The sequence below is a fragment of the Pantoea sp. RCC30.1 genome (assembly GCF_058148845.1).
The window spans coordinates 23500-45307 of record NZ_JBXUHX010000014.1 but is presented as its reverse complement, the minus strand read 5'-3'; the positions used below and the strand labels follow the sequence as shown (position 1 = coordinate 45307).

The following is a 21808-nucleotide window of genomic DNA, read 5'->3' as shown; positions in this document are numbered from 1 at the left end:
CTTAAAAGCTTAACTGACAAGCATTAAGCCTCACCAGCAGGTTTTTTTGTGGTCTGCGCCAGGTGATAAACGGTGGCTACGCTTGATCCAGCGCAGCCTGCGCCACGGCCATAAAATGTTTCACCCTCTCCCGATCCACATCGTTCCACCAGACGCCATCCACTTTGAGCGCGCTGGCCACAATAACGGCCTGCGTGCGGCCCAGAATCTGGCAGACGTTGGCGGGCGTGACGCCCGAACCCACCAGCAGCGGTAAGGTAGTGGCGGCGCGAATCTCGTCGATTTCGTCCAGCGTGGCGCTGTCACCGGTACGCTGCCCGGTAGCGATAACCGCATCCGCTTCGAAAAAATCGACATCGCGGGTCAGTTCCTGAATGGAGCGATCGGCCACTATCGCATGACTGCCGTGTTTAACGTGGCTGTCGGCGAACACCCTGATATGTTCGGCGCGCAGCTGACTACGGTAGCGCAGCGCTTTCGCGGCAGCCCCTTCAATAAAGCCTTCGTTGGCAATATAAGCATTGGCCCATTGATTGACGCGGATAAAATCTGCCCCACCCGCCAGCGCGGTAGCGAAAGCGGGTAGTGCGGCGTTCGCCAGCACATTAATACCCAGCGGCACGCCGAAACGTTCGCGCACTTTTTCCGTAATCACGGCCATCAGCGCTGGTGTTTCCGGACCAATATCCTCCGGTTTTGAAAAAGGAATATCGCCATGATTTTCCACAATCAGGCCGTGAACGCCGCCGAGAATATAGTTTTCTGCATCGCGTAATGCGCGATCAATTATCGCGCTGACGGGTTTGCCGCGATATTTTGGCGAACCCGGAAAAGGGTCACAGTGAATGACGCCAATTACCGCTTTAGGGCGGGAAAATATCGCTTGTATTGCATCAATTTTTTCTGCTGATATAGCAACCATCGCTTCTTTATCCTGTTCAGGAAAACACTATGCGTGTTTATGTGGCTGGTAATATTACTGTCGATGAAACCTGGTCTGTTACAGATATTCCGGCTAAGGGCGCCTCTGTTCACGGTTATAAACGTTCGCAGGATATCGGCGGTAAAGGCGCGAATCAGGCGATACTTTTATCCCGTTGCGGTATTGAAACGTATTTAATTGCCGCGACCGGGTATGACAGCAATGGAAAATGGATCCGTCAGCAGCTCATGAACGAGCCCGTGACGTTACTGCCTGCGCAGCCCATTACTGCGTTGAGCGATACCTCGCTTATTCTGCATAGCGCCGATGGCGACAACGCCATTATTACCAGTACAACGGCGGCAGATGCGCTGGATATCAATACGCTTAACCACCATCTTGCCAGCGCGCGTCCGGGCGATCTGCTGGTGCAACAGGGCAATTTCTCGCCCGGGAAAACCCACGCGCTGTTTAGCCTGGCCAAATCACACGGTCTGAAAACCGTATTTAACCCCTCGCCCGTACACGTCGGTTTTGCCTCATGCTGGCCGCTGGTGGATATCGCCGTGGTGAATCAGCACGAAGCGCAACAATTGCAACCCCGCGCAGTGAAAACGTTGGTAACCACACTTGGCAGCGCGGGTGCCTGGCTGACCCAGGGTGGCCAGCGTACGTTTTGCCCGGCGCAATCTGCCAATGCCATAGATACCACTGGCGCAGGCGATACCTTTCTTGCCGTGATGCTGGCTTCCGCGATCCTGCGTGGGGGTGAAATTGATTCACTAGCGCTTATTCATGCCAGTCAGGCTGCTGCGCTGACCGTCAGCCGTCATGGGACACTGCAGGCTTTCCCCACCGCAGAGGAACTCGCCGCGCTGCTTCATACAGGCGGCGAGTCAGCGATTACTTAAACATCACGCGGTAGCTATCCACGTTGGCTTTGGTCACCACCGTAGCAGGCACCAGAATGGTTTTTGACACGGTTTTCCCCGACGCAAGCGTGTTCAGGGCTTTTACTGCCTCTTCACCCATCTTTTTCGGATCCTGCTGCAGCACGGCCGTGACATAACCGCCATCAATGCCGCTAATCGCTTTTGACGTCAGATCCCAGCCAAAGACTTTAATGTCCTTCTGGCGCCCCTGGTTTTCAACGGCAGCAATCGCACCCAGCAGTGCCGGTTCACCGGTCGCGTAGATAGCGGTTAAATCCGGGTTACCGGTAATCAGGTTTTCTGCCGCCGTCATCGCGGTATCCTGCACATTCTGACCATCAACCACATCCGCCACGGTGATGCCCGGATTGCTCTTAATGGTTTCTTCAAACCCTTTCTGACGCTGATTCTGCACGGCCGAATTCAGTGCACCCACAATGCCCAGTCGCGCTTTGCTACCCATATTTTTCGCTACATAATCGACAAAATATTTACCAATAATTTTGCCGCCCTCCAGATTATCCACACCCACCTGAGCCGCCTGAGGGCCTGCAGGTAATACCGCATCAATCGCAATCACCGGTATTTTAGCGGCGGCCGCTTCTTTTATAGCGGGCATAATGCCATTGACGTCAATGGCATCCACCATAATGCCCTTCACGCCCTGTTGAATATAATTTTCGATTGCATCGTTTTGCGACACGGGATTATCGTTGGCGTTAAAGATCACTAAGTCCTTACCGCTGGCTTTCGCCGCTTCCTGGGCGCCCTTGTTCATCTGATTAAAAAACAGGGCCTGCTGATTAATCTGAACCAGCGCATAAACAGGAGCTGCATGAGCCAAAGAAAAAGCAGAACCCGCAGACAGTAAGCCGGTTGCCAGCGCAACAGCACGCAGTTTTCTGGTGTTAAATGCCATCATCTTAAAATTCCTCGTCGGGAATGAGCGATAACCAGTCGATCTCCGCATCGGGATGCAGAGGGATTATTGTTGGCGGGCAAATATCGTATGAATGGCTTGTTCAGCCTGAACCTGAATAACGTCGCTTCGGTTCACTGTCCATTATGGTGAACACCTGAAACGCGTTAAGCCGGTCTGGGAGTGACTCCCGGGTAATGCGGTAAACTGCTTTTACAATTTGCTTACGGCGGGGTTTTGTCAAGGGATTATTTTATCGCCAGCGGCCATGGAAAAAACGGTGTCCGCTGCGCCTAACTATGTTACAGATACCCGATTCCGGGCAAGATGGCAGGTGATATGAGTAAAAAACGGGTGTTGTTATCCGATGTCGCAGCACTGGCCGGGCTGTCAAAAGCGACCGTATCCCGCTATATGAATCAAAGCATTATATTGCCGCAGGAGACCATCGACCGTATTGAAGCGGCGATTCATCAACTGGATTATCGTGGTAACAGCCTGGCACGTCGCCTGAGCAAGGGCGGCAGCGAAACCTTAGGGCTGGTGCTGCCCGATATCACCAATCCCTTCTTTGCCGAGTTGGCGGATGCCGCTGAAGAAGCCGCCTCCGCCCATGGCTACAGCCTGGTGCTGTGCATCACCCGTAACCATCCTGGCAAAGAGAGTCAGTTTATTCGCTGGCTGGATACCTGCCAGGTGGATGGCCTGCTGTTTACCACCAACCATCCCGATAACGGCCTGTTGCGCAAAGAAATTAACCGCCACCAGCGCATCGTGTTACTGGACGAAGATATTCCTGGCAGCATGGTGCCGAAAGTGTTTGCCGATAATGTTCAGGGCGGTCGTATTGCCACAGAAAAACTGATCGCCGCGGGTCACCGTCATATCGCCTTTGTCGGCGGGCCAGACGAACTGATGAGCGTGCGCGAGCGCTATCAGGGCTTTTGCACCGCCATGAAGCAGGCTGGGCTGAACGTGCCGCCTGAATGGGTAATGTACGGTGAATATCAGCGTGAGTTTGGTGAACAGGCGCTTGAACGACTGTTCAGCCGCCGCGCGCGCCCTACCGCAGTCTTTGCCGCCAGTGATTATCTGGTGCTGGGTTTGCTGGATGGACTGCGTGCTCGCGGACTGAAAGCCCCCGAGGCGCTGTCGCTGGTCGGCTTTGATGACGCCACTTATGCCGACTTTACTCAACCCCGCATTTCGACCATTCGCCAGCCCGCGCGGGAACTGGGCCGCACGGCGGTTCACATCATGTTGCGCATTTTGAATGACGATCTCGCCGTTCCCGCCGAGACTCGCCTGCCGGTGGAATGGGTGGCGCGCGATTCGATACAAATTTGTTAACAACGTCCCAGAATGGCGCAAAAGTGCACAGCGCTGGCGCAAATAATGAGCTTTTTAATTTCGCAGGGTTATAGTAAGTAAACCGGTTTACTAAAATTAAAAATTTAAATGTTTTTATTTACAGTGAGTTAGACCGCGAGCATAGGGCCTGTTTACAGGCTGGCACGGATGCTGCAGTACCGTAACCGGCAAACAAATATCGTTGTAGCGTGTTGTTCTGTATGTAGCGACAAAAGTTTTATCCTGCAGGTAAACCGGTTTACAAGGGCGTAAACCGTGCAGGGTAACCGCTTTTTTACATGCAGAGTAACTGTCCCGTTAGCGGTGATGGGAGTGATCACATGCAGCAAACACAAACTGCCCTGACACGGGTAGAGATGGTGAATATTACCAAGACCTACGGCGCGATACAGTCTCTGCGCGGTGTAAATCTGCGACTGGCCTCGGGTGAAGTGCTGGGTCTGGTGGGCGACAACGGCGCGGGTAAATCCACACTGACCAAGGTGCTGTCAGGCGCCGTCGTGCCCACCAGCGGCACAATTCGTATTGATGGTGAGGATCAGCATTTCAGTAACCCGGCGGATTCACGCCGCTGCCATATTGAGATGGTTTATCAGGACCTGTCGCTGTGCGACACCGTCGATGTGGCAGGCAATCTGTTTATGGGACGTGAGCCGATGAAGTCGATTCTCGGCATTCCGTTTCTGGATGAAGAGAAAATGCATGCTGACGCACGAGAAATGCTGAAAGGTCTGGGGATTTCTATACCGGACACGCGGTTGCTGGTGCGCAATTTATCCGGCGGGCAGCGCCAGGCGATTGCGATTGCTCGCGCTGCCGCCTTTGATCCCAAAGTGCTGATCATGGATGAACCCACCGCCGCGCTGGCCGTTGCCGAAGTGGAGGCTGTGCTGGAACTCATCCGTCGGGTGTCGGCCCGAGGCGTGAGTGTCATCCTGATCACCCATCGCTTACAGGACCTGTTCCTGGTCTGCGATCGCATCATGGTGATGTATGAAGGCACCAACGTGGCGGAGCGCCGGGTGGCCGACACGGACCTGACCGAGATCGTCAATTTGATCGTGGGTGAGAAATTTGTCGCCCGCTCGGCCGCAGCGCACTGAGCGAGGTTACAGGATGACTATTATGAATCTGAGCAGTTCCCGTATGGCGCAGCACTCGTTGCCTCGTCGCCTTCTGCACAATCACTCTGGCGTGGTCAGCATCGCGCTGTTCTTCGTGTTTTGCTGTGTGGTGTTTTCTCTGATCACCGGCAACTTTCTCAGCAGCGCTAACTGGCTGAATATTATTCGTCAGAGTGCGCCGCTGCTGATCGTCGCCACGGCGATGACGTTGGTGATTACAACGGGCGGAATCGATCTTTCCGTGGGATCGACGCTGGCGCTGGTCGGCGCCCTGTCCGCTATCGCCCTGAATAACTGGGGACTGCCCTGGCCGGTGGTGTTACTGGGCGGCTTACTGCTGGGCGCGCTGGTAGGCGCCATTAACGGCTTTTTTATCGCCTATGAAGGTATTCCGGCCTTTATCGTCACGCTGGCTACGCTGGCAGTAGTGCGAGGTGTGGCGCTGCTGATTACGCAGGGCTACTCCATTCCCATCCCTGCAGACAGCCTGTTCGCTTTTATGGGGCGTGCCTGGGTACTGGGCATCCCCATGCCCGCACTGATCGGCATCGTGGTGCTGGTGGTCGGCCATATCGTGCTGAACCATATGCGCTTTGGTCGCTATGTCACAGCAATCGGTGCGAATGCGGAAGGCGCACGGCGTAGCGGGATTAACACCAAAGCCGTGACTATGAAGGTCTACATCATCAGCGGCATGGCGGCAGCGCTGGCGGGCATGATCATCACCGCCCGTCTGGGCAGTGGCTCCTCTAACCAGGGCGAAGGCTTTGAGTTGCAGGTGATCGCCGCGGTGGTGCTGGGCAGTACCAGCCTGTTCGGTGGCTTCGGCACCATTATTGGCACGCTGTTAGGCGCGCTATCTATTGCCATCATCCAGAACGGCCTGATTTTGTCGCATATCTCTCCGTTTTACACGCAGATCGCCACCGGTACGATTATTCTGCTGGCAATCTGGCTGAACACCCGCATTCTCAACCCGACGCGATCGGTAGCGAAAGGATAGCGCATGAAACATTCCATTTTTCGCCATCCCGATCCGCTGCCACTGGGCACCACCAGTGGCTATGTGATGACCGTGCTGGGCCCGCTACCAGTGAGTGAAATGGGTGTGACGCTGATGCACGAACACATTTTGCTGGATGCCTCCGGCAAATGGGTACCGCCCTGCTGCTGTAGCGATCGTCATCTGGCGGAGATGCCGGTAAGCATTGAAAACCTGGGCGAGTTGTCCCTCAATCCGCTTATCAGCCGCGATAACTGTCAGCTCTTTGATGTGGATTTAGCGATTGAAGAGCTGATGAAGTTTCGGGCACTGGGCGGCGATACGGTGGTGGACCCCACTAATATCGGCATTGGCCGCGATCCAAAAGCACTCCAACGTATCGCGCGCCTGACCGGGCTGAATATCATCATGAGTACCGGGCTGTATCTGGAACCGTCACATCCGGAATGGATGAAAACGATCAGCATTGAAGCGCTTTCCGACAAGCTGATTTATGACCTGGGCGGCAGAGAAGACAAACCCGACGTACTGGCAGGTCTCATCGGCGAGATCGGCGTTTCCAGCCGCTTTACTGCCAATGAGGAGAAATCTCTGCGGGCGGCGGGCCGCGCCAGTGCCGCGACAAGCGTGCCCATTGAGGTACATCTGCCAGGTTGGGAGCGATTGGGCCATCGGGTGCTGGATATCCTTCAGGAAGAAGGGGCTGACCTGCGCCATGTTGTGCTGTGCCACATGAACCCCAGCTTTGCCGATAAGCGTTACCAGCGCGAACTGGCACAGCGCGGAGCCTTTCTGGAATACGACATGATCGGCATGAGCTATTACTACGCCGATGAGTCCGCGCAGTCACCTTCCGATGAAGAGAATGCCCGCGCTATTCGCGAGCTGATCGATGACGGCTTTATTGAACAGGTTTTGTTGTCGCAGGACGTATTCCTGAAAACCATGCTGACCCGCTACGGCGGTCATGGCTATGGCTATATTCTTAAACATTTTGTCCCGCGCCTGAAACGCCACGGCTTAAGCGGCGAACAACTTGAAACCTTACTGATTACTAACCCACAGCGCGTTTTTGGTGGGTAAGGGAGAACCGTAATGCAGAAGAAAATTTTACTGGTCGGGGAATCCTGGACCAGCACGTCCGTTCACGTTAAGGGCTTTGATCAGTTTGCCACCGCCACCTGGCACAATGGCGCGACCGATTTTATGGCGGCGCTGGCCGACAGTAATTATGCCATCACCTATATGCCCGCCCATGCCGCCGCCACCGAGTTTCCTTTAACACTCAATGGACTTCAGCAGTGGGACGCCATCATTTTGTCCGACATCGGTGCCAATACGTTGCTGCTACATCCGGATACCTGGCTGAAGAGCCAGCGTACAGCAAATCGGCTGACGCTGATTCACGATTATGTGGCCGCGGGCGGCGCGCTGATGATGATCGGCGGCTACTTTAGTTTTCAGGGCATCAATGGTGGCGCGCGCTATCGCAACACGGCAGTTGAGAAAGTGCTGCCGGTGCGCTGCCTTGCCTGGGATGATCGTATCGAAACCCCCGAAGGCTCTTATCCGAGCGTGATCGAATCTCACGCGCTGTTCACCGATATGCCAGACGAATGGCCGTGGTTACTGGGCTATAACGAAGTAGAAATGCACCCAGAAGGTAAACTGCTGGCGACCATTGATGGCACTGAACATCCGCTGCTGGCGGTACGCGAGTATCAGCAGGGCCGCTCACTGGTCTGGACCAGCGATATGTCTGCACACTGGCTGCCGCAGGAATTTGCCCAGTGGCAGGGTTATCGCCAGCTGTGGATCAACTGCCTGGACTGGTTAACGGTGCGCGGCTGATGAACCAGAGCCAGATGCTGGCGCAGCAGCTGCTGCGCTTTGACACCATTAATCCACCAGGCAATGAAGCGGCCTGCATGCACTTTTTGGCGGACTGGCTGGCGGAACAGGGCTTTGATGTCACCTTATCCCCCTTCGGTGAAAATCGCCTGAACCTGATTGCCCGTTTGCCTGGCAGCCAGCCCGGACCGCAGCTGGGTTTTACCGGCCATCTGGATACCGTACCGCTTGGCAATGCTGACTGGCAGTACGATCCTTTCGGTGAAGTCGTGGGTGACAAGCTGTACGGGCGCGGATCGAGTGACATGAAGGCCGCTGTAGCGGCCTTCGCCGTCGCCTGCGTGACGCATCAGCAGGCGATCCAACAAGGTTCTGGTGTCGTGCTGTTGATCACTGGCGGGGAAGAGACGGGCTGCGACGGCGCGCGGGCGCTGATTGATACCACTGACCTGCCCGAGGTGGGCGCATTAATCGTCGGCGAGCCTACCAGCAACTATCCGGTAATCGGCCACAAAGGTGCGCTATGGCTACGCTGTGAAACCCGTGGCAAAACAGCGCACGGCGCAATGCCGGAACTGGGTATTAATGCCATTTATCTGGCGGCTGACGCACTGGGCAAAATTCAGCATTTCTCACCTGGCGCGCCGCATCCGCTAATGAAACAGCCCACGATTAACGTCGGACGCATTGCAGGCGGCCTGAACATTAATTCTGTGCCCGATCGTACACAGTTTGACGTGGATATCCGTAGCGCACCCAATCTGCAGCACGCCACCATTCGTCAGCAACTGACAACCTTACTGGGAGATAGCGTGACGGTGAGCACTCTGGTGGACCTGCCTGCGGTGCTGAGCGAAGACAATCAGGCCTGGGTTCAATCCGTTTATCAGCACTGCCAGCCGCTTCATGACGCCCCACTGACACCGCGCATTGTGCCCTACTTCACCGATGCATCATTGCTGTTGCCCGCGCTGGGCATGCCGCCCTGCATTATCCTCGGCCCAGGTGAACCGTCAATGGCACATCAGACCGATGAATACTGCCTGCTGAGCCGGTTAGCGGAAGCAGAGACGCTGTATGGTGCATTGATCAATGACTGGATGAGGTAATGGAGGGATGCATCAGACTGCTGGACGAATAGACTGTCACACAGTGCCTGCCACGAAAAAGGCCGCCCTGGAAGGCGGCCTTTTCGCTGTGATTGTCAACGCCGCTTAATCAACATAAACAGACTGATAGCGAAGAACGCAAAGCTCGGCAGGATCGCCCCAAGAATCGGTGGCAGCCCGTAAACCAGACTCAGCGGACCGAAAATCTGGTCCAGCACGTAAAACAGGAAGCCAAAGCTGATACCAGTCACCACACGCACACCCATCGACACGCTGCGCAGCGGACCAAAGATAAACGACAGCGCCATCAGCATCATCACCGCGACAGACAGCGGCTGGAAAATCTTGCTCCACATATTCAGCTGATAACGTCCCGCTTCCTGACCACTCTGCTTCAGATATTTACTGTAGCTATGCAGACCGCGAATCGATAATGCGTCCGGATCCAGCGCGACCACACCCAGCTTGTCCGGCGTCAGATTGGTTTTCCATTCGCCACTCAGACTCTGTGAGCCGGTAATCTGCTTAGGATCGGTCAGGTTCGATTCATCGACCTGTGACAGTATCCAGCGCTTTTTAGCCGCATCCCAGGTCGCCGTTGCCGCATAACGTACGCTCTGCAGACGACGCTGATCGTTAAAGCTATAGATGCTGACGCCATCAATTTCGTTGTCGCCTTTAATGCGCTCGATAAAGATAAAGCTATTGCCATCTTTCGCCCACAGACCATTCTGCGTCGAGACCAGTGCGCCGCCGTAAAGTTGCTGCGCCCGGTAGTTACGCGCCATCTGCTCGCCTGACGGCGCAACAAACTCACCAATCGCCATGGTCAGCAGCACCAGCGGAATCGCGGTTTTCATCACGGACAGCGCAACCTGCATGCGGGTAAAGCCTGCCGCCTGCATCACCACCAGTTCACTGCGCTGCGCCAGCGCGCCCAGTCCCAGCAGCGCGCCCAGCAGGGCCGCCATCGGGAAGAAAATCTCAATATCTTTGGGCACGCTTAAAAGGGTGTAATAACCGGCACTCAGTGCGCTATAGCTGCCCTGACCGGTTTTACGCAGCTGATCGACGAACTTGATGATGCCGGAAAGCGACACCAGCATGAACAGCGTCAGCATGATGGTATTGAAGATGGTTTTACCGATATAGCGGTCAAGTACGCGAAACATCAGACCGACCCTCCGCGGGTAAAGCGGGCGCGAATCCGACGCATCGGCACCGTATCCCACAGGTTAAGGAGCACCGCCAGCACCAGATAGCTGATATTCACCACCCACATCCAGAGCGCCGGATCGAGCCGCCCTTTTGCCCCACTCGACTTCAGTGAGCTCTGCAACAGGAAGAAGATCAGATAGAGCAGCATGGCAGGCAGCATCGACAGCACGCGACCCTGACGTGGGTTCACCACACTGAGCGGCACCACCATCAGCGCCATCACCAGTACCGCGAACACCAGCGTCAGACGCCAGTGCAACTCGGCCTGGAAATCAGGTGTCTTATTCGCGAACAGGTCAGTCAGGCTCGCCTGTTCGGCATCGTTAGGATCGAGCGTTGCCGCTTTATAGCCCACAATGGCCTGATAATTGGTGAAGTCAGTGATGCGGAAATCACGCAGCAGCGCCGTGCCCTCAAAGCGGGTGCCTTTATCCAGCGTCACCACTTGCGAGCCATCTTTATGCTGCTCCATGTGACCGCTGTCAGCCAGCACCACCGAAGGACGCGCGTTACCTTTTGGCCTTAACTGCGCCAGGAAGACGTTACCAAAGTTGTTACCCTTCACATCCTCGACAAACAGCACGGCACTGCCGTCGCTGGAGGTCTGGAACTGTCCGGCGGCCATAGCTGCAGCACCCGGGTTCGCTTTAGCGTTCTGCGTCACTTCATCCTGATAGCGGGATGACCACGGCCCCAGCCAGATGACGTTCACAGCCGCCACTATCGAGGTAAACAGCATCAGTACCATCGCCGCTTTAACCAGGACGGCCTTACTCAGGCCGCAGGCGTGCATCACGGTAATTTCACTTTCCGTGTAGAGACGCCCCAGCGTCATCAGAATCGCCAGAAACAGACTTAAGGGCAGTATAAGTTGTGCCATTTGAGGCACACCGAGTCCTAACAAGGTCAGAACGAGGTTTGTCGGCACTTCGCCATCCACCGCAGCACCCAGGATCCTGACTAACTTCTGACAAAAGAAGATGAGTAGCAGGATAAACAGGATAGCCAGCTGGCTTTTGAGTGTTTCCCGAACCAGATATCTAATGATGATCACGCTTAGTACGCCTGTGAAAACTTGTCTTTTTGCAGGAAAATCGCTAGTTTCAACGCTTATCAGCCATTTTTCTTCATCAATGGCCGTCGCCGTAGCTAAATTTGTATGAAAAACGCGTCCGGGTGGTGAAAAAACAACATCTTGTCACCCTGATTCATTATGACCTCCAGCGGCAGAATGTCATGCTGCGACGATGAATAAATGGGTCATGAGCGCGCTACATTCTAGCGGCAGCAGCGGCCGTTGTCTTTAAGATTCAGGAGAGTGCATGGAGTTCAGTGTAAAAAGCGGAAGCCCGGAAAAACAGCGCAGTGCCTGCATTGTCGTTGGCGTTTTCGAACCGCGTCGTCTGTCACCGATTGCCGAGCAGCTGGATAAAATCAGCGACGGCTATATCAGCGCCCTGCTGCGCCGCGGCGAGCTCGAAGGAAAAGTGGGCCAGACACTGCTGCTGCACCATGTGCCAAATATCCTGTCCGAGCGTATTCTGCTGATTGGCTGCGGTAAAGAGCGTGAGCTGGATGAACGCCAGTACAAACAGGTCATTCAGAAAACCATTAATACGCTGAACGACACTGGCTCAATGGAAGCGGTCTGCTTCCTGACTGAGCTGCATGTTAAAGGCCGCAATACCTACTGGAAAGTGCGTCAGGCCGTGGAGACGTCAAAAGAGGCGCTCTACAACTTTGACCAGCTGAAAAGCAACAAAGCAGAGCCACGTCGCCCCTTACGCAAGCTGGTCTTTAACGTACCGACCCGCCGTGAACTGACCAGCGGCGAACGCGCGATCCAGCATGGATTAGCGGTCGCTGCCGGTATGAAAGCGGCTAAAGATCTCGGCAACATGCCGCCAAATATCTGTAATGCCGCCTACCTGGCGTCACAGGCGCGCCAGCTGGCCGATGCCTTCAGCAAAAATGTTACCACCCGCGTCATCGGCGAACAGCAGATGAAAGAGCTGGGCATGAACGCCTATCTTGCTGTCGGTGCGGGTTCGCAGAACGAATCGCTGATGTCGGTGATTGAATACAAAGGCAATCCCGACGCTGAAGCGCGGCCGATTGTGCTGGTGGGTAAAGGGCTGACCTTTGACTCCGGCGGCATCTCCATCAAGCCTGCCGACAGCATGGACGAAATGAAGTATGACATGTGTGGCGCGGCTGCCGTCTATGGCGTGATGCGTATGGTGGCCGAGCTGAACCTGCCGCTGAACGTGGTTGGCGTGCTGGCGGGCTGTGAAAACATGCCGGACGGCCGTTCAATGCGTCCGGGCGACGTGCTCACCACCATGTCTGGCCAGACGGTTGAAGTGCTGAACACCGACGCTGAAGGCCGTCTGGTGCTGTGCGATGCGCTGACTTACGTCGAACGTTTTGACCCGGAAGTGGTGATTGACGTGGCGACGCTGACCGGAGCCTGCGTGATTGCGCTGGGCCATCACATCAGCGGCCTGCTGTCGAACCACAACCCGCTGGCGCATGAGCTGATCAGTGCCTCCGAGCAGTCAGGCGATCGCGCCTGGCGTCTGCCGATGGCGGATGAGTTCCAGGAGCAGCTGGAATCCAACTTTGCCGATATGGCGAACATTGGTGGCCGTCCTGGCGGCGCAATTACCGCTGCCTGCTTCCTGGCACGCTTTGCCCGCAAATATAACTGGGCACACCTGGATATCGCCGGTACCGCCTGGCGCTCCGGCAAGGCCAAAGGCGCCACCGGACGTCCGGTGCCGATGCTGTCGCAGTTTCTGTTGAATCGGGCAGGATTGAACGGCGACGACTAAGCGCCCTCTTTTCTGACAGCAAGGGTGGATCTGATTCCACCCTTGATCTTCTGATGAGCTAACCGATGAAAAACGCAACCTTCTACGTGCTGGAAACCGATGCCCCGAGCGATGGCCTTAGTGCCGTTGAAGCGCTGGTGTGCAATCTGGCGGAAACACGCTGGCGGGCCGGAAAGCGGGTGTTGATCGCCTGCGAAGATGAGCAGCAAGCCATTCGTCTCGACGAAGCGCTGTGGCAACGACCGGCAAATGCCTTCGTGCCGCACAACCTGGCGGGTGAAGGCCCGCGCTACGGTGCGCCGGTCGAGCTGGCCTGGCCACAGCGTCGCGGCAGTTCACAGCGCGACCTGCTGATTAGCCTGCTGCCCCACTTCGCAGATTTTGCTACTGCTTTCCATGAAGTGATAGACTTCGTTCCTTACGAAGACACGCTCAAACAACTGGCGCGCGATCGCTACAAAGCGTATCGCAGCGTTGGATTCCAATTGAATACGGCAGCGCCACCACAGCCGCAAACGACATAGCAGAAATGGAAAAGACATATAACCCGCAAGATATCGAGCAGCCGCTTTACGAGCATTGGGAAAAGCAGGGCTACTTCAAACCGAATGGCGATACCAGCCAGGAAAGCTTTTGCATCATGATCCCGCCGCCGAACGTCACCGGTAGCTTGCACATGGGTCACGCCTTCCAGCAAACCATCATGGACACCATGATTCGTTACCAGCGCATGCAGGGGAAAAATACCCTGTGGCAGGCCGGTACTGACCACGCGGGCATCGCCACGCAGATGGTGGTTGAGCGCAAAATTGCGGCTGAAGAAGGCAAGACGCGCCAGGACTATGGCCGTGATGCGTTCATCGAGAAAATCTGGCAGTGGAAAGCAGAATCCGGCGGCACCATCACCCGCCAGATGCGCCGTCTGGGCAACTCCGTCGACTGGGAGCGCGAGCGCTTCACCATGGACGATGGCCTTTCCAACGCCGTTAAAGAAGTGTTCGTTCGCCTCTACAAAGAGAACCTGATCTACCGTGGCAAGCGCCTGGTAAACTGGGATCCTAAGCTGCGCACGGCGATCTCCGATCTGGAAGTGGAAAACCGCGAGAGCAAAGGCTCAATGTGGCATATCCGCTATCCGCTGGCTGACGGCGCAAAAACCGCCGACGGTAAAGATTATCTGGTCGTTGCCACCACCCGCCCGGAAACTCTGCTGGGCGATACCGGCGTGGCAGTTAACCCGGAAGATCCACGCTATAAAGATCTGATCGGCAAATTTGTGATGCTACCGCTGGTTGGCCGTCTGATTCCTGTCGTTGGCGACGAACACGCTGACATGGAAAAAGGCACCGGCTGCGTCAAGATCACCCCGGCGCATGACTTCAACGACTACGAAGTCGGCCGTCGTCATAAGCTGCCGATGATCAACATCCTGACCTTCGACGGTGATATCCGCGACCGTGCTCAGGTGTATGACACCAACGGCGAAGCCAGCGATGCCTGTTCCGATGAGATCCCGGCCGCTTTCCAGAACATGGAACGTTTTGCCGCGCGTAAAGCGATTGTTGCCGCTGTCGATGAGCTGGGCCTGCTTGAAGAGATCAAACCTCACGACCTGACCGTACCTTACGGCGACCGTGGCGGCGTGGTTATCGAGCCGATGCTGACCGACCAGTGGTATGTACGTACCGCGCCGCTGGCGAAAGTCGCGGTTGAAGCCGTTGAGAACGGCGACATCCAGTTTGTGCCAAAGCAGTACGAAAACATGTACTTCTCCTGGATGCGCGATATTCAGGACTGGTGTATTTCCCGTCAGCTCTGGTGGGGTCACCGCATCCCGGCGTGGTATGACGACAACGGTAACGTCTACGTTGGCCGTACCGAAGATGAAGTTCGCGCCGAGAATAACCTGGCCGCCGATGTGGCACTGCGTCAGGATGATGATGTGCTGGATACCTGGTTCTCCTCAGGTCTGTGGACCTTCTCCACCCTGGGCTGGCCGGAAAACACCGAAGCGCTGCGTACCTTCCATCCGACCAGCGTGCTGGTCAGCGGCTTCGACATCATCTTCTTCTGGATTGCCCGCATGATCATGCTGACCATGCACTTCATCAAAGATGAAAACGGCAAACCGCAGGTGCCGTTTAAAACCGTCTACATGACCGGTCTGATCCGCGATGAAGAAGGTCAGAAGATGTCGAAATCCAAGGGCAACGTGATTGACCCGCTGGATATGGTCGACGGCATTTCGCTGGAAGCACTGCTGGAGAAACGCACCGGCAACATGATGCAGCCACAGCTGGCTGAGAAGATCCGCAAACGTACCGAGAAGCAGTTCCCGGACGGCATCGAGCCATCAGGCACCGATGCACTGCGTTTTACCCTGGCGGCGCTGGCCTCAACCGGTCGCGACATCAACTGGGACATGAAGCGCCTGGAAGGGTACCGCAACTTCTGTAACAAGCTGTGGAACGCCAGCCGCTTTGTGCTGATGAACACCGAAGACCAGGATTGCGGACAGAACGGCGGTGAAATGACGCTGTCGCTGGCGGATCGCTGGATCCTGACCGAGTTCAATAATACGGTTAAAGCGTACCGTGAAGCGCTGGATAGCTACCGTTTCGATATCGCGGCTAACCTGCTGTATGACTTCACCTGGAACCAGTTCTGCGACTGGTATCTGGAGCTGACCAAGCCGGTCATGAACAGCGGCAGTGAATCTGAACTGCGTGGCACCCGTCATACGCTGGTTCACGTGCTGGAAGCGCTGCTGCGTCTGGCGCACCCCATCATTCCGTTTATCACTGAGACCATCTGGCAGCGCGTGAAGGGACTGAAAAATATCAGCGACGACACCATCATGCTGCAGCCTTTCCCGCACTATGATGCGGCGAAAGAAGATGCCGAAGCGAAAGCGGATGTTGAGTGGATGAAACAGGCAATTGTCGCGGTGCGTAATATCCGTGCCGAGATGAACATTGCCCTGAGCAAGCCGCTGGATGTGCTGCTGCGTGACTGCTCGCCTGCGGCACTACGTCGCGTTGAAGCTAACCGCAACTTCCTGTCGCGCCTGGCGCGTCTGGAAAGCCTGACCATTCTGCCTGCGGGAGAGAAAGGCCCGGTGTCGGTAACCAAACTGGTTGAAGGCGCAGAGCTGCTGATCCCAATGGCGGATCTGGTGGATAAAACTGCCGAGCTGGAGCGTCTGGCGAAAGAGCTGGTTAAGCTGGATGTCGAGATCGAGAAGATTGAGACCAAACTGGCGAACGAAGGCTTTGTTTCGCGTGCGCCGGAAGCGGTCGTCGCGAAAGAGCGCGAACGCGTGGCAGACCTGCAACAATCAAAAGCAAAACTGATTGAACAGCAGGCGGTCATTGCGGCATTGTAAGCGTCTTAGCTGACAGCTTATCCATAAAGCCGGGCTTGCCCGGCTTTTTTATTGACCTCGTACAAATCCGGAAGAGATGATGACGACCAGCGCCACCCCGCGTATTGACCTCCAGGTGCGGCCAATTACTGCCGCCGATAATCCGCATATCGCCCAGGTGATCCGCGACGTTTCTGCGGAGTTCGGCCTGACGGCTGACAAAGGCTATACCGTTTCCGATCCGCAGCTCGACCAGCTGTTTGAGCTCTATAGCGCCGAACAGAGCGCCTACTGGATTGTTGAGTATCAGGGTAAGGTGGTCGGTGGCGGCGGTGTTGCGCCGCTCGCCTGCAGCGCGCCCGATATCTGCGAACTGCAAAAGATGTACTTTCTGCCAGAGGTGCGCGGTCAGGGTCTGGCACGCGAACTGGCGCTGCGGGCGATGGAACATGCACGCAGCCACGGCTTCCGTCGCTGCTATCTGGAAACCACAGCCAGCCTGACGCGGGCCATTAAACTTTATGAGTCACTGGGCTTTGAGCATATCGACAGCGCGATGGGCTGCACAGGCCATGTCGACTGCGAAGTGCGTATGCTGAAATTACTCTGATACAGGGGGCTGCCAGCGCCGTTGATGTTGCCGGTTCAGAACGCCGGTACACCACTGTGAAAGCGTAACTCGTTGTCGGGTTCGCTGATTAACCGCCCTTCTGTCACTCCAATCGCCTGTACCCGTGGCGCGATATCTTTACCGGCAATCTGCGCTGCCAGCATCAAATAGTCCTGATAATGGCGCGCCTCTGAACGCAGCAGCGACAGATAGAACTTCGCCAGTTCGTCATCAAGCCAGGGTGCCAGACTGGCGAAACGTTCGCAGGAGCGCGCCTCGATATAGGCGCCGCATATCAGCTTATCTACCAGCGTTTCCGGCTCATGGGTGGTGACTTCACGCAGCAGCGATTTGGCATAACGGCTGGCGGTGATCTTCTGATAAACCAACCCGCGCGACTGCATAATTTCCCATACCTGATAGAAGTGATGCAGTTCCTCTTTAATCAGCAGCACCATCTTCTCCACCAGCTCATCCGCCCACGGTAGCGCATTGCGCACGATGATGTGTTTCGTCAGGTTCTTATGGGCGTTGATAAAGTCACTGTCGCCATCTTCGCGGAAGATAAAATCTTCATAGGGTTTCAGCCACGCCAGAATGGCGTCGCCGCTGGGTTTGTCGGCGACATATTTACGGATCAGCCACACCGCGGTCTGCGCGGCCTTAAGCTCGCACACCAGATGGTCGGTTAACAGCAGGGTCAGATTTTCCGGTTTGCGCGCCTCATCAATCCAGGCCTGTGGCGTGCGGCAGTGCAGAAACTGGTAGATCGGTTCGAGTAAGGGTGCGTAGTTCATGATGTCAAAACGAGGCTGGAAAAGAAGAGAGGCGGAGCATCCTCCGCCCAGCGCAACTTAGTGGCGAATGCCGTTATCATCTTCGTCATCACCGTCGATGGCGTCTTCTTCATCTTCATCTTCAGCATCGGGATCTTCGAAATAGGTTCCCCAGCCGTCGTAATCGACGTTGTACTTGCCAATCAGGTTCACCAGCTGCTCAACCTGCACATCGATCAGCTCAGGCTTCAGCGCAGATTCGCTGATGATGTCGACACACATGACGGTGGTGCCATCTTCCAGTTCCAGCTCTTCCGGCTCGGTCACTTCATAACCCAGCTTGAAGGCGTCAACAGCGGCTTTTTCCAGCGAATCAAAATTATTGCATGAGAGATGGTGTTCGATGGTGTAGAGCGCATCAGGATCGCTGCCATCCTCCAGCAGCTCTTCAATAATCTGCCGCGTCTCTTCCTGCTGCTCTTCCAGTAATGCTTCATATGCCATGACGATGTCCTCTCTGAGTTCGGCAATAATCAATTATTTTCCCATACTGCCCGTCGCGCCACTACACAAAACGAAAAGTTTATTAGCCCCACACTTGAAAATGCATATTCATACGGTTAGATTGAATTTTAATTCACTTTAATGATTACCGGAGTGTTGTATGAGTCAGCTGTATCAGCGCCATTTCCTCAGGCTTCTGGATTTTACTCCCGCCGAAATTGATCATCTGCTTGCCCTTTCCGCTGAATTGAAACAGGCGAAAAAAAACGCCCAGGAAGTGCAGCATCTGAAAGGTAAAAACATCGCGCTCATCTTCGAAAAAGACTCGACCCGTACCCGATGCTCTTTCGAAGTTGCCGCTTACGATCAGGGTGCGAACGTCACTTATCTTGGCCCGAGTGGCAGCCAGATCGGCCATAAAGAGTCGATGCGCGACACCGCGCGGGTACTGGGCCGGATGTACGATGGCATTCAGTATCGCGGTTACGGTCAGGAACTGGTGGAGACGCTGGCAGAACACGCCGGTGTGCCGGTGTGGAACGGCCTGACCACCGAGTTTCATCCGACTCAACTGCTGGCCGACCTGCTGACCATGCAGGAGCATCTGCCGGGCAAAAAGCTCCGCGAGATGACGCTGGTTTATGTGGGTGATGCGCGGAACAACATGGGTAACACCATGCTGGAAGCCGCCGCACAAGTGGGGCTGGATCTGCGTCTGGTGGCACCGAAGAGCTGCTGGCCAGAGGAAGAGCTGGTGGCGCAGTGCCGCGCAGCCGCACAGCAGACCGGCGGTAAAGTCACCCTCACCGAAAATATTGCCGAGGGCGTGAAAGGCGCTGACTTTATCTACACCGATGTCTGGGTGTCGATGGGCGAAGCCAAAGAAGTCTGGGCCGAGCGTATCGCCCTGCTGCGTGACTATCAGGTTAACCGCGCGATGCTCGATCTGACCGGCAACCCGCAGGTTAAATTCCTGCACTGCCTGCCCGCTTTCCACGACGACCAGACCACGCTGGGCCAGCAGATGGCCGAGCAGTACGATCTGCCCAACGGCATGGAAGTGAGCAACGAGGTGTTTGAATCACCACACAGCATCGTGTTCGACCAGGCCGAGAACCGGATGCACACCATTAAAGCGGTGATGGTGGCCACGCTGGGGCAGAGCTGAGGCACCGCAAACGTTTTCCTCTTGCTGCTCAACCGCGAACGGGTATAATGCGGCCCAATTTGCCGGAGGAAATATGCTACAGCTCAGCGGACAATTTGACGCTCAACCACGCCTGACCGCAGGCGGTGCTGCTGTTTCTTTCGGTCATCGACCCGATCATAAAAAAGCCCCTTAAGCAGGGGCTTTTTTTTGTCCGCAATCCGGCCGCGCAGAGGAGAGAGCTATGCCTAACCCGCTATATCGCAAGCACATTATTTCAATCAACGACCTCAGTCGTGAAGAGCTGGAACTGGCGCTGGACACCGCCGCCAGGCTGAAAGCCCATCCGCAGCCGGAACTGCTGAAGCACAAGGTTATCGCCAGCTGCTTCTTTGAGGCCTCGACACGAACCCGCCTGTCGTTTGAAACGGCGATCCACCGCCTCGGCGCGTCAGCAGTCGGCTTTGCTGACGGCAGTAATACCTCGCTGGGCAAGAAAGGCGAAACCCTGGCCGACACCATTTCAGTGATCAGTACCTACGTTGATGCAATCGTGATGCGTCACCCGCAGGAAGGCGCGGCGCGGCTGGCGACCGAGTTCTCCGGCGGCATCCCGATTCTCAACGCCGGTGACGGCGCGAACCAGCATCCGACCCAGACGCTGCTCGATCTCTTCACCATTCAGGAGACGCAGGGCCGTCTTGGTCAGCTGAATGTGGCGATGGTCGGCGACCTCAAGTATGGCCGCACGGTGCACTCTCTGACGCAGGCGCTGGCAAAGTTTGATGGCAACCGTTTCTTCTTTATCGCACCCGATGCGCTGGCGATGCCAGCCTATATCACCGACATGCTGGATGAGAAGAACATCGCCTGGTCACGTCACGACAGCTTTGAAGAGGTGATGCCGCAGCTCGATATTCTCTACATGACGCGGGTGCAGAAAGAGCGGCTCGATCCGTCCGAATATGCCAACGTCAAAGCGCAGTTCATTCTGCGCGCCGCCGATCTCAGTACGGCGCGCGACAACATGAAGGTGCTGCATCCGCTGCCGCGCATCGACGAGATCACCACCGATGTCGATCACACCCCTTACGCCTGGTATTTCCAGCAGGCGGGTAACGGCATCTATGCACGCCAGGCTCTGCTGGCACTGGTTTTAAACAGCGAACTCGCCCTGTAAGGAGAACCCCCATGACGCAGGACAACAAACTACAGGTCGAAGCGATCAGACGCGGCACGGTCATCGACCATATTCCGGCGCAGATCGGCTTTAAATTACTCTCTCTGTTCCGGCTGACCGAAACCGATCAGCGCATTACCATCGGTCTGAATCTGCCCTCGGGCGAGATGGGTCGCAAAGATTTGATCAAGATTGAGAACACCTTCCTCACTGACGATCAGGTGAATCAGCTGGCTGTCTATGCGCCCCATGCCACGGTTAACCGTATCGACGACTATGAAGTGGTGGCGAAGATCGCTCCGACGCTGCCGGATCACGTTGAACGGGTGCTGACCTGCCCTAACAGCAACTGCATCAGCCGGAGCGAGCCGGTCTTCTCCAGCTTTGCCGTGAAGCAACGCGCCGACGATGTGCATCTGAAGTGCAAATATTGCGAGAAAGAGTTCGCCCGGCATGTGGTGCTGGGTCACTGGTAATCGCCCTGCCCGACCCTATAATGGGCAGCACCGGCGGCATCGCCGCCTGACGACATAATCAAAGGAGCAATGATGTCTCGTGAAATCAGTACTGCAAAAGCCCCTGCCGCTATCGGCCCCTATGTTCAGGGTGTCGATCTGGGCAGCATGATCATCACCTCAGGTCAGATCCCGGTCGATCCGGCGACTGGCCAGGTGGCGGATGACGTTGCCGCACAGGCGCGTCAGTCACTTGAAAACGTGAAGGCGATTGTTGAAGCAGCGGGTCTGAAGGTCAGCGACATCGTGAAGACCACGGTGTTCGTGAAGGACTTAAATGATTTCGCCACGGTCAACGCGACTTATGAGGCGTTTTTCACCGAGCATGAGGCTAACTTCCCGGCGCGTTCCTGTGTTGAAGTGGCGCGTCTGCCGAAAGACGTGAAAATTGAAATCGAAGCGATTGCCATCCGTCGCTAAGAGTGTACG

General features: G+C 55.8%; 21 protein-coding genes. 15 read left to right on the top strand and 6 right to left on the bottom strand.

Annotated features, from left to right (window positions below; all coding sequences use genetic code 11):
- Positions 1-76 precede the first annotated feature (76 nt).
- Positions 77-922, bottom strand: a complete 846-nt coding sequence (locus AC2LB6_RS13795; protein ID WP_083070284.1) for a BtpA/SgcQ family protein — start codon at positions 920-922, stop codon at positions 77-79.
- 29 nt (positions 923-951) lie between these two features.
- Here AC2LB6_RS13795 and AC2LB6_RS13790 point away from each other — a divergent pair, with 29 nt between their 5' ends.
- The gene (locus AC2LB6_RS13790) at positions 952-1833 is read left to right on the top strand and encodes a PfkB family carbohydrate kinase (protein ID WP_083070287.1); all 882 of its coding nucleotides are present in this window, start codon (positions 952-954) and stop codon (positions 1831-1833) included.
- Here AC2LB6_RS13790 and AC2LB6_RS13785 read toward each other — a convergent pair.
- The gene (locus AC2LB6_RS13785; RefSeq protein ID WP_163658389.1) at positions 1826-2776 is read right to left on the bottom strand and encodes an ABC transporter substrate-binding protein; all 951 of its coding nucleotides are present in this window, start codon (positions 2774-2776) and stop codon (positions 1826-1828) included. The genes AC2LB6_RS13790 and AC2LB6_RS13785 overlap by 8 nt on opposite strands.
- 324 nt (positions 2777-3100) lie before the next feature.
- Here AC2LB6_RS13785 and AC2LB6_RS13780 point away from each other — a divergent pair, with 324 nt between their 5' ends.
- From AC2LB6_RS13780 to AC2LB6_RS13755, 6 genes are all read left to right on the top strand, one after another.
- Positions 3101-4123 carry a LacI family DNA-binding transcriptional regulator gene (locus tag AC2LB6_RS13780; protein WP_083070291.1) on the top strand — a complete coding sequence of 341 codons (1023 nt, stop codon included), beginning with the start codon at positions 3101-3103 and terminating at the stop codon, positions 4121-4123.
- Positions 4124-4500: 377 nt separating this feature from the next.
- Positions 4501-5247: an ATP-binding cassette domain-containing protein gene (locus tag AC2LB6_RS13775; protein WP_490094007.1), complete on the top strand. Its 747-nt coding sequence runs from the start codon at positions 4501-4503 to the stop codon at positions 5245-5247.
- Positions 5248-5269: 22 nt separating this feature from the next.
- Positions 5270-6271: an ABC transporter permease gene (locus AC2LB6_RS13770; protein ID WP_490093938.1), complete on the top strand. Its 1002-nt coding sequence runs from the start codon at positions 5270-5272 to the stop codon at positions 6269-6271.
- A 3-nt stretch (positions 6272-6274) separates the two neighbouring features.
- Positions 6275-7354: a phosphotriesterase family protein gene (locus tag AC2LB6_RS13765; RefSeq protein ID WP_473795152.1), complete on the top strand. Its 1080-nt coding sequence runs from the start codon at positions 6275-6277 to the stop codon at positions 7352-7354.
- Positions 7355-7366: 12 nt separating this feature from the next.
- Positions 7367-8122, top strand: a complete 756-nt coding sequence (locus AC2LB6_RS13760; protein WP_083070297.1) for a glutamine amidotransferase — start codon at positions 7367-7369, stop codon at positions 8120-8122.
- Positions 8122-9231: a M20 family metallopeptidase gene (locus AC2LB6_RS13755; RefSeq protein ID WP_490094006.1), complete on the top strand. Its 1110-nt coding sequence runs from the start codon at positions 8122-8124 to the stop codon at positions 9229-9231. The genes AC2LB6_RS13760 and AC2LB6_RS13755 overlap by 1 nt, the downstream gene beginning before the upstream one ends.
- Positions 9232-9326: 95 nt before the next feature.
- Here AC2LB6_RS13755 and lptG read toward each other — a convergent pair whose 3' ends face one another.
- Together lptG and lptF are read right to left on the bottom strand one after the other, a co-directional pair.
- On the bottom strand, positions 9327-10403 hold the full coding sequence (gene lptG, locus AC2LB6_RS13750) for an LPS export ABC transporter permease LptG (RefSeq protein WP_490093937.1): 1077 nt from the start codon (positions 10401-10403) through the stop codon (positions 9327-9329).
- Positions 10403-11503 (bottom strand): LPS export ABC transporter permease LptF, encoded by a 1101-nt coding sequence (gene lptF / locus AC2LB6_RS13745; RefSeq protein ID WP_090963998.1) that lies wholly within the window; start codon positions 11501-11503, stop codon positions 10403-10405. The genes lptG and lptF overlap by 1 nt, the downstream gene beginning before the upstream one ends.
- Positions 11504-11771: 268 nt before the next feature.
- Here lptF and pepA point away from each other — a divergent pair, with 268 nt between their 5' ends.
- From pepA to AC2LB6_RS13725, 4 genes are all read left to right on the top strand, one after another.
- The gene (pepA, locus tag AC2LB6_RS13740; RefSeq protein WP_010251654.1) at positions 11772-13283 is read left to right on the top strand and encodes a leucyl aminopeptidase; all 1512 of its coding nucleotides are present in this window, start codon (positions 11772-11774) and stop codon (positions 13281-13283) included.
- Between the two features lie 65 nt (positions 13284-13348).
- Complete coding sequence (locus tag AC2LB6_RS13735) at positions 13349-13807, top strand: DNA polymerase III subunit chi (RefSeq protein WP_490093936.1); 459 nt, start codon at positions 13349-13351, stop codon at positions 13805-13807.
- A 5-nt stretch (positions 13808-13812) separates the two neighbouring features.
- A complete protein-coding gene (locus tag AC2LB6_RS13730; RefSeq protein WP_490093935.1) occupies positions 13813-16668 on the top strand; it encodes a valine--tRNA ligase in 2856 nt (951 codons plus the stop codon).
- A gap of 76 nt (positions 16669-16744) precedes the next feature.
- The gene (locus AC2LB6_RS13725) at positions 16745-17257 is read left to right on the top strand and encodes a GNAT family N-acetyltransferase (protein WP_490093934.1); all 513 of its coding nucleotides are present in this window, start codon (positions 16745-16747) and stop codon (positions 17255-17257) included.
- 35 nt (positions 17258-17292) lie between these two features.
- Here the strand turns inward: AC2LB6_RS13725 and miaE are convergent, their stop codons facing one another.
- Positions 17293-18054: a tRNA isopentenyl-2-thiomethyl-A-37 hydroxylase MiaE gene (gene miaE, locus AC2LB6_RS13720; RefSeq protein WP_490093933.1), complete on the bottom strand. Its 762-nt coding sequence runs from the start codon at positions 18052-18054 to the stop codon at positions 17293-17295.
- A 57-nt stretch (positions 18055-18111) separates the two neighbouring features.
- On the bottom strand, positions 18112-18537 hold the full coding sequence (rraB, locus tag AC2LB6_RS13715) for a ribonuclease E inhibitor RraB (protein WP_490093932.1): 426 nt from the start codon (positions 18535-18537) through the stop codon (positions 18112-18114).
- A gap of 160 nt (positions 18538-18697) precedes the next feature.
- Here rraB and argF point away from each other — a divergent pair, with 160 nt between their 5' ends.
- From argF to ridA, 4 genes are all read left to right on the top strand, one after another.
- Positions 18698-19705: an ornithine carbamoyltransferase gene (gene argF, locus AC2LB6_RS13710; RefSeq protein WP_490093931.1), complete on the top strand. Its 1008-nt coding sequence runs from the start codon at positions 18698-18700 to the stop codon at positions 19703-19705.
- Positions 19706-19928: 223 nt separating this feature from the next.
- Positions 19929-20864, top strand: coding sequence for an aspartate carbamoyltransferase (gene pyrB / locus AC2LB6_RS13705; RefSeq protein WP_136197997.1), 936 nt, complete (start codon positions 19929-19931; stop codon positions 20862-20864).
- 11 nt (positions 20865-20875) lie between these two features.
- A complete protein-coding gene (pyrI, locus tag AC2LB6_RS13700; protein ID WP_490093930.1) occupies positions 20876-21340 on the top strand; it encodes an aspartate carbamoyltransferase regulatory subunit in 465 nt (154 codons plus the stop codon).
- Positions 21341-21412: 72 nt separating this feature from the next.
- Positions 21413-21799: a 2-iminobutanoate/2-iminopropanoate deaminase gene (ridA, locus tag AC2LB6_RS13695; protein ID WP_490094005.1), complete on the top strand. Its 387-nt coding sequence runs from the start codon at positions 21413-21415 to the stop codon at positions 21797-21799.
- Positions 21800-21808: the final 9 nt, after the last annotated feature.